The organism is Kitasatospora sp. NPDC086801 (genome assembly GCF_044745805.1).
Taxonomy (GTDB): Bacteria; Actinomycetota; Actinomycetes; order Streptomycetales; family Streptomycetaceae; genus Kitasatospora.
Map to the genome: position 1 here is coordinate 161,622 of NZ_JBIVAX010000010.1, position 14,572 is coordinate 176,193.

13 protein-coding genes are annotated in these 14,572 nt (G+C 74.0%); 10 read left to right on the forward strand and 3 right to left on the reverse strand.

The window, feature by feature from the left end; genetic code table 11:
- Positions 1-409: 409 nt before the first annotated feature.
- Entirely contained in the window at positions 410-1,168 is a 759-nt protein-coding gene (locus tag ACIPLC_RS14795; RefSeq protein WP_400473349.1) for a dienelactone hydrolase family protein, read from the reverse strand.
- Positions 1,169-1,324: 156 nt separating this feature from the next.
- Between ACIPLC_RS14795 and ACIPLC_RS14800 the strand changes: the two genes are divergently transcribed.
- Positions 1,325-1,657, forward strand: coding sequence for a DUF6191 domain-containing protein (locus ACIPLC_RS14800; RefSeq protein WP_400473350.1), 333 nt, complete (start codon positions 1,325-1,327; stop codon positions 1,655-1,657).
- Here the strand turns inward: ACIPLC_RS14800 and ACIPLC_RS14805 are convergent.
- Both ACIPLC_RS14805 and ACIPLC_RS14810 read right to left on the reverse strand, forming a co-directional pair.
- Entirely contained in the window at positions 1,618-2,019 is a 402-nt protein-coding gene (locus ACIPLC_RS14805; RefSeq protein ID WP_400473351.1) for a VOC family protein, read from the reverse strand. The genes ACIPLC_RS14800 and ACIPLC_RS14805 overlap by 40 nt on opposite strands.
- A gap of 150 nt (positions 2,020-2,169) precedes the next feature.
- Entirely contained in the window at positions 2,170-2,970 is an 801-nt protein-coding gene (locus ACIPLC_RS14810; protein ID WP_400473352.1) for a (2Fe-2S)-binding protein, read from the reverse strand.
- A 298-nt stretch (positions 2,971-3,268) separates the two neighbouring features.
- Between ACIPLC_RS14810 and ACIPLC_RS14815 the strand changes: the two genes are divergently transcribed.
- The 9 genes from ACIPLC_RS14815 (at position 3,269) to ACIPLC_RS14855 (ending at position 14,519) form a co-directional block, all read left to right on the forward strand.
- The gene (locus tag ACIPLC_RS14815) at positions 3,269-4,234 is read left to right on the forward strand and encodes a FecCD family ABC transporter permease (protein ID WP_400473389.1); all 966 of its coding nucleotides are present in this window, start codon (positions 3,269-3,271) and stop codon (positions 4,232-4,234) included.
- Positions 4,231-5,265 (forward strand): FecCD family ABC transporter permease, encoded by a 1,035-nt coding sequence (locus tag ACIPLC_RS14820; RefSeq protein ID WP_400473353.1) that lies wholly within the window; start codon positions 4,231-4,233, stop codon positions 5,263-5,265. The genes ACIPLC_RS14815 and ACIPLC_RS14820 overlap by 4 nt, the downstream gene beginning before the upstream one ends.
- On the forward strand, positions 5,265-6,113 hold the full coding sequence (locus tag ACIPLC_RS14825) for an ABC transporter ATP-binding protein (RefSeq protein WP_400473354.1): 849 nt from the start codon (positions 5,265-5,267) through the stop codon (positions 6,111-6,113). Before ACIPLC_RS14820 ends, ACIPLC_RS14825 begins: the two co-directional genes overlap by 1 nt.
- Before the next feature lie 103 nt (positions 6,114-6,216).
- Entirely contained in the window at positions 6,217-7,218 is a 1,002-nt protein-coding gene (locus ACIPLC_RS14830) for an ABC transporter substrate-binding protein (protein ID WP_400473355.1), read from the forward strand.
- Positions 7,219-7,419: 201 nt separating this feature from the next.
- Entirely contained in the window at positions 7,420-8,628 is a 1,209-nt protein-coding gene (locus ACIPLC_RS14835) for an acetyl-CoA carboxylase biotin carboxylase subunit family protein (RefSeq protein WP_400473356.1), read from the forward strand.
- On the forward strand, positions 8,625-10,340 hold the full coding sequence (locus ACIPLC_RS14840) for an IucA/IucC family protein (RefSeq protein ID WP_400473357.1): 1,716 nt from the start codon (positions 8,625-8,627) through the stop codon (positions 10,338-10,340). Before ACIPLC_RS14835 ends, ACIPLC_RS14840 begins: the two co-directional genes overlap by 4 nt.
- Positions 10,337-11,557, forward strand: coding sequence for an MFS transporter (locus ACIPLC_RS14845; RefSeq protein WP_400473358.1), 1,221 nt, complete (start codon positions 10,337-10,339; stop codon positions 11,555-11,557). The genes ACIPLC_RS14840 and ACIPLC_RS14845 overlap by 4 nt, the downstream gene beginning before the upstream one ends.
- Positions 11,554-13,308, forward strand: a complete 1,755-nt coding sequence (locus tag ACIPLC_RS14850) for an IucA/IucC family protein (protein ID WP_400473359.1) — start codon at positions 11,554-11,556, stop codon at positions 13,306-13,308. The genes ACIPLC_RS14845 and ACIPLC_RS14850 overlap by 4 nt, the downstream gene beginning before the upstream one ends.
- Positions 13,305-14,519, forward strand: a complete 1,215-nt coding sequence (locus ACIPLC_RS14855; RefSeq protein WP_400473360.1) for a type III PLP-dependent enzyme — start codon at positions 13,305-13,307, stop codon at positions 14,517-14,519. The genes ACIPLC_RS14850 and ACIPLC_RS14855 overlap by 4 nt, the downstream gene beginning before the upstream one ends.
- Positions 14,520-14,572: the final 53 nt, after the last annotated feature.

A 14,572-nucleotide genomic window follows, 5' to 3' on the forward strand; every position in this document is an offset into this window, starting at 1 on the left:
CGCACGGTTCCTGCGCGTTCTGCTCCTTCGCTGTCTTCTGCACGTTCGGTTCCCCCCTGGATCCGCCCACCCTCCCCCGGCCTGTGCTACCGGGTGACGCGGGTGCGTACTCACCGCTGCCACGCGGTCCGGACGCCCCCCGACGCCCGGCGGATCCGCCGTCGGCCGGGCCCGGACTCACCGTCAGGCACCATACCCTGAGCGCTCGTTCCCTCACTAACCCGAACACCTCGCGTCCGTTGCGTGGCCGAAGGGCGAAGAGGAGGTGCTGTGGCGCGAGGCCGTCACCGGGCCGCCCCGAGCCCGGGCCCGGGGCGAGTCGCGTCGGGTCGGGTCGGGCCAAGCCGAGGCGGAGCGGGGCAGGACAGGGTGGGACGGGGCGGCCTGACTTGGCCTGGACCACAGCGGCTCAGGCCGACAGGGTCCGCTTGAACAGGTCGAGCACCGCCTCCCAGTGGCGCGCGTCGGCGACCGCGTCGTAGCGGGTGGTGTCGGCCTGGGTGTAGCCGTGCGGGGCGCCCGGGTAGACCTCCGCCCGGTGGCGGACGCCGGCGGCGGTGAGAGCCCCGTCGAGCCGTTCGATCTGCTCGGCGGGCAGGGACGGATCCTCGTCGGCGTGGCCGAAGTACACCTCGGCGGTGATCCGGGAGGCGCCCAGGTGCGGACTGTCCGGTGCCTCGGTGGCGAGGCTGCCGCCGTGGAAACCGGCCATGGCCGCGATCCGGTCGGGGTGGCTGGCGGCCGTCCGCAGGGCGAGCACCGCGCCGCGGCAGTAGCCGGTGAGCCCGACCGGGCCGTCCTCGACGAGCGGGGACTCGGCGAGCCAGCGCAGGTAGGCGTCCGCGTCGCGGGTGGTCACCTCGGGGGTGAGGGTGGCGAGCAGCGGACCGATCCGTCCGAAGATCGTCGAGTCGTTCTCCAGGTCGATCAGCGGCGGCAGTTCGACGACCGGCGCGCGGCCGTGCCGGTAGTAGGCGTTGGGGACCAGCACGGCGTACCCGGCCTGGGCGAGCCGGTCGGCCATGTCCTTCAGCTGGGGTCGGAGCCCGAAGGCGTCCATGTAGAGGATGACTCCGGGGTGGGCCCGCCCGTCGTCGGGATGGGCGAGGTAGGCGTCGGCGGTGCCGTCCGCCGTCGGGATGTCCACGGTGGTTCCGCGCACGGTCATGGTGCGGGGTCTCCTTCGGTTCGCGCGGCAGGGTAGCGGGTGGACGCCGCCTCCGGCGCGGCGCACTCCGGGAACGCGGGTGCGACCGCCCGGCGTTGGGCGTACATGGGTGTGATCGTAGATGTGGCGTGCGCGGCGGCGGCGATTATCGGGCTGGTGCTCCTGATCGCATGGCAGATCCGGGGCGAGTCGTCGGGGCGTTGGCGGCGGGGCGGCAGGAGCGCCGGGGCGGGTCTGGGCGGCGGGCTGGAGGAGTTGCAGGCGCTGTTCAGACCGGGCAAGCAGGTGCAGGTCGAGCAGCGGCGGGAACAGCTGACGCTGCGGGACGACGCGCAGGCCGGAGCGCCGCCGCACTTCGGCGTGGACCTGGACCGGGGCGTGGCGGTGCTGCACAACAAGGGCGGGACGGGCGGGACGGGCGGCGCGACCGGCCTGGGCCTGGAGAGTGCTCAGGCTCCCCAGCCGCGGGAGCAGAGCACCAGCCGGTAGCCGTCCGGGTCGGATATCGTCACGCCGAACTCCTCCCAGTAGGGGTTGTGGGCCCGGACCCGGGTACCGCCGGCGTCCTCCAGCCGGGCGACCAGGGCGTCGTCCACCGGCGCGCCGAGGTAGACGACGAACAGGTCGTCGACCGTCGGGGTGGGCTCCAGCGGGTTCTCTGGGTCGTGGGTGAGTTCGAAGTGCCAGGCGCCGCCGGGCGGGCCGACCATCAGCAGGTCGTGCTCGCCGGACACCCGCTCGGTGGTGCGCCACAGCACGTCGAGGCCGAGGCCGTCGACGTAGAAGCGCTCGGCCGCCGCGAGATCGCGCGAGGGCCGGGCGATACGGACCCGCATCGTCGAATCGATCATGGCCGCGACCCTAGCCGATACCACTGACAACGAACCGCCCTCGACCAACCGCCCTCGACGAACCACGCCTCGACGAACCGCCCACGGCGAACCGCGCCTCGGCAAACCGCCCATGACGGACCGTCCGTCGACGAACCGCGGGCGGACCGCTCAGAACCGGCGCAGCCGTTCCTCGTCACCGGTACGCGGGCAGGTCAGGCAGGCGGCGGCCTCGGGCTTGACGGCGTAGTAGAGGCAGCAACCGAGCCGGGTACGGGTGTGGTGGCCGCGCCCGTCGGGGGTGTGCAGGCGGCGGAAGTCGGCGGCGCCGGGCAGCGGGAGGGTGCCGCCGGGCAGCACCGCCTCGGCGGCGGCGACCGCGGTGTCCTCCTCGCCGAGCATCCGGCCGAGGTACCAGACGGCGGAGGCGAGGTCGTCCGTCACCATGCCCCAGAGCGCGCGGTCGCGGCGCCGGCTGGGAGCGGCGAAGGCGGCGAGCACCGGCTCGACGTGGGCGACCACGGCCGCCCGCAGTTCAGCGCGGAGTTCGTCGTCGCCGGAGAGCGTGACGTGGCCGCGCGGGCGCAGCGCGAGGTCCCCGGTGGGGGCGTGCAGCCAGAGGTCGGCGGGGTCGACGAGGGGGACCTTCCGGGCGAGGTGCCAGGGGCCGGCGATGAGCAGGCACGCGGACCAGACGTAGTGGTGCAGCAGTCTGGAGGCGGTGACGTGCGGGCGGGGGGCACGGCCGTGTTCGGCGGCGATGCGGTCCTCCTCGCCGGCCAGGGCGGCGGCCAGTGCCCGTTCGTCGGCGGCGAGTTCGGCCCCGGAGTACCAGCCGTCGGCGGCACGGGGGTCGGGTTCGGCGGCGTCGAGCAGGCGCAGTTCCAGCACCGGGCAGAGCTCGCGCAGGCGCCGGTAGTCACCGGGCAGGGTGGACGGCGGCGCGACGGGCAGGGGTGTTCCGGGGATCATCGGCGCTCCGTGGATCGACTCCGCATGATCGAATAAGGTGAGGCTCACCTTATAATGCCTCAGGGAGTGCATGGCTCGGGGCCGGGCCGGGCCGAACGGTCCGACTTCGTCACGGACGGCGCGCCGCCCGGCGACCGGGCGGCGCGACACCCGCGACGAGCGGCTCGACATCGGACCGAGCGGCTCGGCATTGACGAACTTAGGCAAACCTAACCTAAGATGTCGACTCGTGTTGAGAACCGACCCGCCGGCCACCACAGCCCCGGCGACACCTCGATCCTCGGCGTTCCAGCGGCCCCTGCTGCTGGTCGCCGGTGTGGGCGCGCTCGTGCTGTGCGCCGCGCTGAGCCTCGCGCTCGGCTCCCGATCCGTCCCGCTGTCCACCGTGGCCGACGCGCTCACCGGGGCCGCCCACGGCGGCGACGCCGACGTGGTGACGGGCCTTCGCCTGCCGCGGACGGTGATCGGACTGGCCGTCGGGGCCGCGCTCGGCGTCGCCGGGGCGGTCGCCCAGGGCGTCACCCGCAACCCGCTCGCCTCCCCCGTCACGCTCGGCGTCAACGCCGGCGCGAGCCTGGCCGTGGTCGCCGCGATCTACGCGCTGGACCTCACCCGGCCCGTCGAGTACGTCTGGTTCGCCTTCGCCGGGGCGGCCGTCGCCGCGGTCGCCGCGTACGCGATGTCCCGGCGCGGCGGCGACCTCGATCCGGTCCGGCTCGCGCTCGGCGGCACCGTGCTCACCGTGGTGCTCACCTCGTGGACCTCCGCGCTGATGCTGGCCAGTCACCGCACCCTGGACGAGGCCCGGTTCTGGCTGGCCGGCTCGATCGGCGGGCGGCAGCTGGACACCCTCACCCCCGTACTGCCGTTCCTGGCGCTCGGCCTGCTGGGCGCGTTCGCGATCTCGCCCGCCCTCAACGCGCTGGCCCTCGGCGACGAGACCGCCCAGTCGCTCGGCGTGCCGGTGGCCCGGATCCGACTGGCCGGCGGGCTGGCCGTCGTCCTGCTCGCGGGCAGTGCGGTGGCCGTCGCCGGGCCGGTGGCGTTCATCGGACTGGCCGCGCCGCACCTGGTCCGCCCGCTGCTCGGCAACGACCACCGCTGGCTGCTGCCGGGCTGCCTGATCGCCGGTCCGCTGCTGCTGCTCGCCGCCGACGTGCTCGGACGGCTCGTGGTGCGCCCCTCCGAGATCGAGGTCGGCATCGTGACCGCCTTCCTCGGTGCGCCGCTGCTCGCCGTACTGGCCCGGAAGGTGGCCCGATGACCGCGCTCGCCGTGCCGGTCGGCACGCTCGCCCGCCGCCGGGCCCGCACCGCCGCGTGGTCGGCGCTGGCCGCCGCCGCCCTGGTGGTGCTGACCGGCGTCGCACTCGGCACCGGGCAGGTGAGCCTGTCCGGGTGGGACGCGCTGCGCGCCCTGGTCGGGCAGGGCGAACCCGGAAACGTCCTGGTGGTACAGCAGTTCCGGGCGCCCCGGGTGGTGTCGGCGCTGATCGCCGGGGCCGGGCTGGCGATGGCCGGCTCGATGCTCCAGCGGCTCTTCCGCAACCCGTTGGCCTCCCCCGACACCATTGGCGTCACCGGCGGCGCGTCCTTCGGCGCGGTGCTGATGCTCGCCACCGGCGCCTCCCAGCAGTTGATCCCGCTGGCCGCGCTCGGCGGCGGACTGCTGGCGGCACTGCTGCTCGGCGGCCTCGCCTGGCGGTCGAAGATGGCCGTCACCCGGCTGGTGCTGGTCGGCCTGGCGGTGCAGCAGGGCCTCGCCGCCGCCGTGAACCTGATGATCGTACGGTTCCCGGCCGAGCTGGCCTCCTCCGCGATGCAGTGGACCACCGGCTCGCTCTACGGCCGCAACTGGACCGAGGTGTGGATCGGCGGCACCGCCATCGCGCTGACCGCCCTGGCCGTGCTGCTCTGCCAGCGGCGGATCGCGGTCCTCGACCTCGGCGACGACTCGGCCGGCGGCCTCGGCCTCAACCCCGGCCGGGACCGGCTCTGGCTGCTGCTGCTCGGCATCACCCTCGCCTCGCTGGCCGCCGCCCTCACCGGCCCGGTCGCGTTCGTCGCGCTCGCCGTGCCGCACCTGGTCCGGCTGCTCGCCGGGCCGCCCACCCTCGGCACGCTCGGACTCACCGCGCTCACCGGCGCCGTCCTGCTGCTGTCCGCCGACCTCCTCGTGCTCCACGTGATCCCCGTCCACGGCCTGCCGGTCGGTGCCGTCACCGCCACGCTCGGCGCGCCCTGGCTCCTGGCACTGATGATCCGCCAGGGCCGGCCTCCCCAGAGGAGCAACTGATGACGCCCACGACGACCGTCGAGTCCGACACCGCCACCGCCACCGCCAACCGGCTCGCCGCGCACGGCCTCGACCTGCGTTACGGCGACCGCACGATCGTCGACGGGCTCGACCTCGAACTGCCCGGCGGCGCCGTCACCGCCATCGTCGGGCCCAACGCCTGCGGCAAGTCGACCCTGCTGCGCGGGCTGGTCCGGCTGCTCGCCCCGGCCGCCGGCACCGTCACCCTGGACGGCTCCGACATCCACCGGATGCCCGCCCGGGCCCTCGCCAAGCGGATGGGCCTGCTGCCGCAGCAGCCGGTCACCCCCGAGGCGATCACCGTCGAGGCGCTGGTGCGGCTCGGCCGGTACCCGCACCAGCGGATGCTCAGCCCGTGGTCCAAGAGCGACCAGGCCGCCGTCGAGGAGGCCCTCGCCCGGACCAGCACCGCCGAACTGCGCGACCAGCAGGTCGACCGGCTCTCTGGCGGGCAGCGCCAGCGCGCCTGGATCGCGCTCGCGCTCGCCCAGGACACCGAACTGCTGCTGCTCGACGAGCCGACCACCTTCCTCGACCTGCGCCACCAGCTCGACGTCCTCGACCTGGTCGCCGACCTGCACGCCGAGGCCGGACGCACCGTCGTCATGGTGCTGCACGACCTCGGGCAGGCCGCCCGGTACGCCGACCACCTGGTGGTGCTCAAGGACGGGCGGCTCGCCGCCGCCGGACCGCCCGCCGAGGTCCTCACCGCCGACCTGGTCGAGGCCGTGTTCCAGGTGCCGTGCCAGGTGGTGCCAGACCCGGAGACCGGCACGCCACTGGTCGTCCCCCGGGCGCGGACCCGGCCGCGCGCCACCGACCGCTGACCGCTGACCGGTCCCTGACTCCTGGTCCCTACCCCCTACCCCACCGCCTACCCCCGGCGCCCCTCAACCCCGACCGCCCGCTCGACCCGATCCAAGGAACCCCATGAACCGCCGCCTCCCCGTCGCCGTCCTCGCCGTCGCCCTGTCCACCACGCTGCTCGCCGCCTGCGGTAGCGACGGCGGGACCACGCAGAGCGGGGACGCCGCCCAGGCCGGCGCCTCCGCGAGCACCGGCGCCTCCGCCGGCTTCCCGCGTACCGTCACCCACGCCGCCGGAACGGCCCAGATCAAGGCCCAGCCCAAGCGCGTCGTGGTACTGGACAGCGGCGAGCTGGACGACGTCACGCTGCTCGGCATCACGCCGGTCGGCGCGGTGTCGCCGCACATGAAGACCGAGGGCGGGTTCCCGAACTACCTCAAGGACAAGATCAAGGACACCAAGGACGTCGGCCCGATGAACGAGCCGAACCTGGAGCTGATCGCCTCCCTCAAGCCCGACCTGATCCTCTCCTCCAAGGTCCGCCACGCCAAGGTCTACGACCAGCTGAACGCGATCGCGCCGACCGTCCTCGCCGAGACCACCGGGTTCCCGTGGAAGGAGAACCTCGCCCTCTACGCGCAGGCGCTCGGCAAGGAGGACGAGGCCAAGAAGGCGCTCGCCGACTACGAGGCGCGGGCCGCCAAGCTCGGCGAGGCGATCAAGGCGAAGAACGGCGGCGCCATGCCGACCGCCTCGGTGGTCCGCTTCGTGGCCGGGCCGACCCGCCTCTACGCCAAGGCCTCCTACAGCGGCGTGGTGCTCAAGGACGTCGGCCTGGCCCGTCCGGCCTCCCAGGACGTCGACAAGAACATCGTCGAGGTGAGCGCCGAGCAGGTCAACCAGGCCGACGCCGACCTGGTGTTCGTCACCACCGCCGACGACCCGTCCAAGACCAAGGAGAGCGAGGTCCAGCAGACCCCGGTCTGGCAGGGCCTGAACGCCGTCAAGAACGGCAAGGTCTTCAACGTCCCGGACGAGACCTGGATGTCCGGCATCGGCGTCCAGGCCGCCAACGCCATGCTCGGCGACATCGCCAAGGCCGCGGGCGTGGACGCGCCCAAGTAATCGCCGACAGACGACGGCGGGCGGGGGCGGCGGCGGGGGCGGCGAACAGCCGGCAGCGGACAGATGACAACAAACAGATAACAGATTTCGAAATCTGTTATCTGTTCGCCGTCCTCCCCGCCCTGTGCGCCACGACCCGCCTGGCCGCCCGCCCACCCGCCGTCACTCTCGTCCGTCACACCCTCAAGGACCACCAACCCCATGCGGCTCTACCTGCTCGCCCTCAACCCCACCGACTCGGTCACCGCCGGTTTCCTGCCCGCCGCCGCCCGGCTCGGGCTCGACGTCACCGTCCTGACCGACCACGCCGAACCCCACCGGAAGGCCTACGCCGACCTCCCGTTCACCGCACCCGAGGTGCTGGAGTGCGACGTCCGGGACTTCCGCGCCGTGATCAGCCTGGCCTCCCGCCACCACGCGCCCGACGCGGTGTTCAGCAACAGCGACCACCTGCAGACCCAGACCGCCCTGACAGCCGAGTACTTCGGCCTCCCCGCCAAGGACTGGAAGGCCGCACTGCGGGCCAAGGACAAGGGCCAACTGCGCCGCCACCTCGCCCTGACCGGCCAGGACGCCGTCTGGTCCGCGGAGTTGGCCCCCGGGCAGGACCCTGCTGAGCTGGACCCGCCCTTCCCGTGCGTGGTCAAGCCACGCGAGGGAGTGGCCAGCGAGGACGTCACTCTGGTCACCGACGCCGCCGAACTCGCCCTCCGCTGCCGGGAGATCCAGCACCGCCGGGCCGGCGCGACACTGGTCGTCGAGGAGTTCCTGGACGGCCGGCTGTGCACCCTGGAGACGCTCGGCGACGGCCGCCGCCGGCACGTCCTCGGCGGCTTCCGCACGCAGCTCTCCCCGCCGCCGGACTTCATCGAGGAGGTGCTGGAGTTCGTCCCCGCGCACCCCGCCGAGGTGGTCGCGCAGGTGCTCGCCCAGCTCGACGCACTCGGCGTCGGACTCGGCGCCTGCCACACCGAGTTCGTCATCCAGCCGGACGGCCGCGCCCGGATCATCGAGGTCAACTACCGCGCCATCGGCGACCAGTGCGACCTGATGCTCGCCGAGATCCTCGGCATCCCGCTCTTCGAGCACATCCTCGCCACCCACCTCGGCCGCGAACTCCCCGCCGAACTCGGCGCCCAGTGCGCCGCGGCCCCCCGCCGGGCCCGCAACGAGGTGGTCTGCGCCGACCGGGCCGGCGTCCTCACCGCCGCCCCCGGCCCGTACGACGAGGAGCGCGACGGCGTCCGGCTCGCCTACCGGCCGCTGCGCCCGCTCGGCGAACGGCACGAGCACTACCGCACCAACCGCGACTACCTGGGCGTGATGTGGGCCGTCGGCGCCGACCAGGAGGCCGTGGACGCCGCCGTGGCCCGGTTCCGCGCCGCCAACCGCTGGGAGATCACCCCGTGACCGCCGACGAGCAGCTCACCCTGCGGGTGCTCTCCGCCCTGCTGCGCGAGGACGTCCTCGGCCTGCGCACCCGCGGCGCCGTCGAGCACCGCGCGGACGGCCCCTGGTTCACCGTCACGGACGCCGAACTCGCCCTGCCCGTCGCCGCCGAGGGCTTCCAGTGCGAGTACGCCGCCCGGCTGCCACTGCTGGAGCTGGCCGGGCGCCGGCTCACCGGCCTGGACGCCATCGTGGCAGCCCTGGCCGGCCTGGCCGAGGCCGAGGACCGGCCCGGCTGGGACGCTTTCGCCGAGGAGTGCCGCCAGACCCTCGCCACCATGGAACTGCACGAACGCGCGCGACCCGAGGTGCACGCCCGGCTCACCGACCTGTACGGCGAGGACCCGGCCGGCTGGACCGGCCTGGCCGCCGCCCTCGGCCACGACACCCTGGCCGCTTACCTCGACCACCCGGTCTACCCGACCGCGCGCGGCCGGGCCGGTCTCAGCGATCCCCAACTTCGCTCCTACGCACCGGAGTTCCATCCGGCGTTCGAGCTGCGCTGGCTGGCCGTCCCGACCGAAGCCCTCACCACCCACGGCGAGCGCCCGCTGCCGAGCTGGTGGCCCACCCCGGCCTGGCTGGGCCTTGCGGACGCCTGCCCCGGCGACGGCTGGACCACCCTGCCGGTCCACCCGCTCACCGTCGGCACCCCGCTGGACGAGGCACTGGAGGCGGCTGGCCTGGCCGGCCGCGCGGTACTCGCCGAACGGCCCTACCTGACCGTCGTGCCGACGCTCTCCATGCGCACCGTCGCCGTCGCCGACGACCCCTCCTGCCACCTCAAACTCCCGCTCGCCACCGCCACCCTGGGCCGGCTCAACCGCCGCACCATCAAGCCCGGCACGCTGCTCGACGGCTCCGCCGGCCAGCGCCTGATCGAGGCCGTGCTGGCCCGCGAGCCGCGCTTCGCCGACCGCGTCCTGCACGCAGACGAGCAGACCTGGGCGCATGCCGGTCACGAACTGCTGGCCGTCCTGCTGCGCCGCTACCCCACCGGGCTGGAGCAGGCCGTCACCGTCCCGCTCGCCGCCCTGCTGGCTCCCGCGCCCGGCGGCCGCCTGGTGCTCGACCATCTCGCCGACCGTTTCTACGACGGCGACCAACTCGCCTTCTACGACGCCCTGCTGGAACTTCTGCTGGACTGGCAGACCACGCTGTTCGGCTACGGCATCGCCCTGGAGTCGCACCAACAGAACACCTCCCTGGTGCTCGGCGACGACGGCCTGCGTCTGCTCTACAAGGACGACGACGGCCCGCGTGTGCACACCGCCCGGATGACCGCCCGACTCGGCGAACTCGCCCCGGCCCGCACCGACTTCGACGACGCCCGGATCTTCGGCGACGACGACCGGGCGCTCACCGACCTGTTCACCACCATCACCGGCCACCTGTGCACCGGCGCGCTCGCGTTCGGCCTCGCGGAACACCACCGCGCCGAACTCGCCGACGTGCTCGGACTGTTGCGAAAGCGCCTGGCCGAGGCCGTGGACCGGATCGGGCCGGCCGGCGAACCGCTGCGGACGCACCTGCTGGAGGCCGAACGCCTGCCGGTCAAGGCCATGGTCAGTGCCGGGACCCTGCTCAGCAAGCAGCGATCGGGCGCCGCCGACATCAACAAGCACTACACCAGCGGCCCCAACTACCTGCTGGCGAACGGGATCGCCCGATGAGCACGGAGACCCTGCCGCAGCGGTCCGGCCACGGGACGGACCGCTCCGGCGGGCTCGGCCGCCGCCAGGTGCACGCCGTCGCCGCCTGCTACTTCGTCGCCTCCTTCGCCGCACTGGGCCTGCCGCCGTACCTGACCGCGATCCTGCCCACGCTCGGCGATCCGCAGGCCCGGTGGGCCGGCGTGCTCTACATCGTCCCGACGGTCTTCAGCGCGCTCGGCGCACCGCTGTGGGGTCGGCTGGCCGACCGCTTCGGCCGCAAACGACTGCTGCTGCGTGCCCAACTCGGGCTCACCGTCTCCTTCCTGCTGGCCGGAGCCGCCGGCAGCCTGCCCGCCTTCACCCTCGCACTGGTCCTGCAGGGCTTCCTCGGCGGCACCTTCGCCGCCACCAACGGCTACCTCGCCGCCGCCCTCGACGGACCACGGCTGTCCCGCGCACTCACCCTGATGCAGGGCAGCGCCCGGGCGGCCCTGGTGGCCGCGCCGATCCTGGTCGGCGCGCTGTCCCCGTGGATCGACCCGCACCGCCAGTACCTGGTGATGGCCGTCCTCCCGCTCGCCGCCGCGCTGCTGCTGTCGCTGCTGCCCGAACCGGAGCACCCGGCTGCCGCCCCCGCGTCCGAGGGCCGCGCCGAGCGGGCACCCACCGTCCCACTCCTGCCGCTCTACGTCTTCGAGTTCGTCTTCGTCTTCGCCACCGTCATCTCCTTCCCCTATCTGATCTCGCTCGCCGAGCAGCGGCTGCCCGGAGTCTCCGGCACCACCACCGGCGTGCTGTTCGCCCTGCCTCACCTGTGCTACCTGGTGTTCGCCGCGCGCACCCACACGCTGTTCCACGCCCGCCCGCACACCGGCATCGCGCTCGGCTTCGGCTTCGTCGCACTCGGTCTGGCCGGGCACGCCGTCGCGTACTCGCTGCCCGTCTTCGTCACCGTCCGGCTACTGCTCGGCGCCGGGCTCACGCTCGGCCTGGTCTGCCTCGCCGTGCTCGCCGCCGGTGCGGCCCAAGGGCGCGCGCCCGGGCGGATGTTCGGCACGCTCGAACTCGTCTCCAAGGGTGGCGCCGTCGCCGCCGGCGCCGTCGCAGCGCTGGCCAACGGGCGGTTCGGTGCCGCCGCGCCCGTGGTGGCCGGCACCGCCGCCGCCCTGCTGGCCGCCGTCGCGGCCACCGCATTCTCCCTCCCGTCCCTCCGCCAGCGCTGGAGTCGCCGATGACCCCCGAGCCGATCACCCACAAGTCGGTCGCCCACGAGTCGATCAGCCACGAACTGCCCACCGCCGACGACGCGGCGGCCCACACCCTGCTGAACTGCCTGCTGCGCGAGGTCTCCGCCCCCGAGCACCAGACCGCCGTGGCCGACGGCCGCCTGCTGCTGCGCCTGCCCCGGCGGGGCGCCCTGCTGCGGATCGCCCTGCGCCGCACCTCACTGCTCGGCGCGCACCGCTTCACCGGCCCGGTCGAGATCGAACGAGTCGGCGAATGGGCGGAGTTGGACTGGCGTGAGCTGGCCGAACACGTGCAGGACGAACTGGAGCTGCGTACCGGCACGGTGAACGAGGAGTTCCTGGGCCAGGTCACCTCCAGTCATGACGGCCTCCGGCAGAGCCTGGACGGCCGCCCGGCCTCCGGACCGGACCGCTACCTGGAGTCCGAGCAGGCCCTGCTGTTCGGCCACCGCTTCCACCCGGCGCCCAAGTCCCGCTCCGCCGCCCGGGGGGACTGGCGCGGGTACGCCCCGGAATCCCGTGCGGCGTTCCCGCTGCGCCACCTCGCCGTCCGCTCCGAACTGCTCGCCGAGCAGTCCCTGGACGAGAGCGCGAGCGCCCTGCTGGACGGTCTCGGCGACGTCCCGGACGGCTACCGCCTGCTGCCCGCCCACCCCTGGCAGTACCAACTCATCGGCGACCACCCGCTGCTGCGCGCTGCCCTGGCCCGTGGGGACGTCCTCGACCTCGGGCCGCGCGGTGAGGAGTTCGCCGCCACGGCCTCGGTGCGCACCCTCCACGGCGCGGACGCCTTCCTCAAGTTCAGCCTCAACGTGCGCATCACCAACTGCCTGCGCAAGAACGCCGCGTACGAGCTCACCGGCGCCGTCGCGCTCACCCGGCTGCTCGCCCCCGCCCTTACCGACCTCGCCCGGCGCTTTCCCGGCGCGGCGATGCTGCGCGAGCCCGCGTTCCGCACCCTCGCCCTGCCCGGCGCCGACGGCCGACCCGACCAGGCGCTCTACGAGGGCTTCGGTCTGATCGTCCGCGAGGGCTTCGGCGGCGTGCTGCGGCCCGGCGTCACCCCGCTGCTGGCCGCCGCCGTCGCCGACGAGCACCCGACCAGCTCCGCCCACATCTCCCACCTGCTGGAGGGGAGTTCGGACGCATCCCGGGCCCTGGATTGGTGGCGCGCCTACCTGGGGCTGCTCATCCCGCCCGTGCTCGCCGCCTACTTCGACCACGGCGTGGTGCTGGAGCCGCACCTGCAGAACGTGCTCATCGGCGTCGACGCCACCGGACACCCCGCCCAGGTGCTCTTCCGCGACCTGGAGGGCACCAAGCTCGTCCCCGAGCACAACGCCGACATCCTGGCCGCCCTCCCGCCCGAGGTCGCCGGGCCGATGACGTACGACGCCGAGCGCGGCTGGGACCGGGTGGTCTACTGCCTGCTGGTCAACCACGTCGCCGAACTGCTCGCCGCCCTCGCCGACCGCCACCCCGAACTGGAGGGCGCCCTGTGGCAGGCGGTCCGAGACACCCTGGAGCAGCACGCGGCAGGCCACGGCCGGCCGCCCCGGCTGCGGGCGCTGCTCGCGGGCGTGCCGCTGCCGGCCAAGGCCAACCTGCTCACCCGCTGGGAACGCAAGGCCGACCGCCAGGCCGGCTACGTCCGCCTGCCCTCGCCGCTCGCCGGATCCGTCCTCGCCCAGGCCGCCCGCACGCCCGTCCCCCTCTCCCTCGGGAGCGCCGCCCGATGACCGAGACCGTCCGCCGGCACGTCGCCGCCCTCGCACCCGACGCCCTGCCCGCCTACGTCTACGACCTGGCGGCGCTGCACGCGCACGCCGCCGCCGTCCGGGCCGCGCTACCCGCGCGGGTCGAGCTGTACTACGCCGCCAAGGCCAACCCGGAGGCACCGCTGCTCGCCGCGCTGCGCGACGCGGTCGACGGCTACGAGGTCTCCAGCGGCGGGGAGTTGGCGCACGTGCGGGCGGCGGTTCCGGACGCGCCGCTGGCCTTCGGCGGACCGGGCAAGACGCCCGCCGAGATCGCCGCCGCCGTGGACGTCGGAGTGCACCGCTGGCACGTCGAGAGCGAGCAGGAGCTACACCGGCTCGACGCCGTCCTCGCGGACCGGCCGGGCACGGTGGTTGACGTGCTGCTGCGGGTCAACCTTCCGGTCGCCACCGGAGCGCTCGACGCGGTGGCGCTCGCGATGGGCGGGCGGCCGACGCCGTTCGGGCTCGACCCGGACCGCGCCGAGGAGTGCGTGCGTGTGCTCACCGGCGACGGCACCGGCCCCGGCCCGCTCGGTCGGCGGCTGCGCCTGCGCGGCGTGCACGCCCACCTGGCCAGCGGACTCGCGGCGCCGGAGCAACTGGCCGTCGCCGAGCAGATCGTGGCCTGGTCCGCCGCGCTGGCCGAGCGACACGGCTTCCCGCTGACGGAGGTCAACGTCGGCGGCGGGATGGCCGTGGACTACGAGGACCCGGCGAACCGCTTCGACTGGACGGCCTTCGGCGAAGGGTTGGCCAAGCTGCTGGACGCCCACCCGGGCCTGACCCTGCGGATCGAACCCGGTCGGGCACTGACCGCCTACTGCGGCTGGTACGCCACCGAGGTGCTGGACGTGAAGCAGAGCCACGGCGAGGACTTCGCGGTGGTCCGCGGCGGCACCCACCACCTGCGCACCCCCGCCACCCGGGGCCACTCCCAGCCGTTCGAGGTGCTCCCGGTCGACGCCTGGCCGCATCCGTGGCCGCGCCCCGCCGCCACCACCGGCAGCACCACCCTGGCCGGCCAGCTCTGCACCCCGAAGGACGTCCTCGCCCGGGCCTCCTCCGACGCCGACGGCCTGCGGGCGGCCGACCGCGTGCTGTTCGCGATGGCGGGCGCGTACGCCTGGAACATCTCGCACCACGAGTTCCTGATGCACCCCCGCCCGGGGTTCCACTACCTGGGCGGCTGAGGGCCGCCTCCGGAGGGCAAGTGACAGATGACAGCCGACAGATAACAGATAAC

Coding starts and splice junctions, on each gene's coding strand:
- ACIPLC_RS14805 (WP_400473351.1), bottom strand. CDS start 2,019: ATGATCGATTCGACGATGCGGGTCCGTATCGCCCGGCCCTCGCGCGAT.
- ACIPLC_RS14830 (WP_400473355.1), top strand. CDS start 6,217: ATGAACCGCCGCCTCCCCGTCGCCGTCCTCGCCGTCGCCCTGTCCACC.
- ACIPLC_RS14850 (WP_400473359.1), top strand. CDS start 11,554: ATGACCCCCGAGCCGATCACCCACAAGTCGGTCGCCCACGAGTCGATC.
- ACIPLC_RS14845 (WP_400473358.1), top strand. CDS start 10,337: ATGAGCACGGAGACCCTGCCGCAGCGGTCCGGCCACGGGACGGACCGC.
- ACIPLC_RS14855 (WP_400473360.1), top strand. CDS start 13,305: ATGACCGAGACCGTCCGCCGGCACGTCGCCGCCCTCGCACCCGACGCC.
- ACIPLC_RS14820 (WP_400473353.1), top strand. CDS start 4,231: ATGACCGCGCTCGCCGTGCCGGTCGGCACGCTCGCCCGCCGCCGGGCC.
- ACIPLC_RS14810 (WP_400473352.1), bottom strand. CDS start 2,970: ATGATCCCCGGAACACCCCTGCCCGTCGCGCCGCCGTCCACCCTGCCC.
- ACIPLC_RS14795 (WP_400473349.1), bottom strand. CDS start 1,168: ATGACCGTGCGCGGAACCACCGTGGACATCCCGACGGCGGACGGCACC.
- ACIPLC_RS14825 (WP_400473354.1), top strand. CDS start 5,265: ATGACGCCCACGACGACCGTCGAGTCCGACACCGCCACCGCCACCGCC.
- ACIPLC_RS14835 (WP_400473356.1), top strand. CDS start 7,420: ATGCGGCTCTACCTGCTCGCCCTCAACCCCACCGACTCGGTCACCGCC.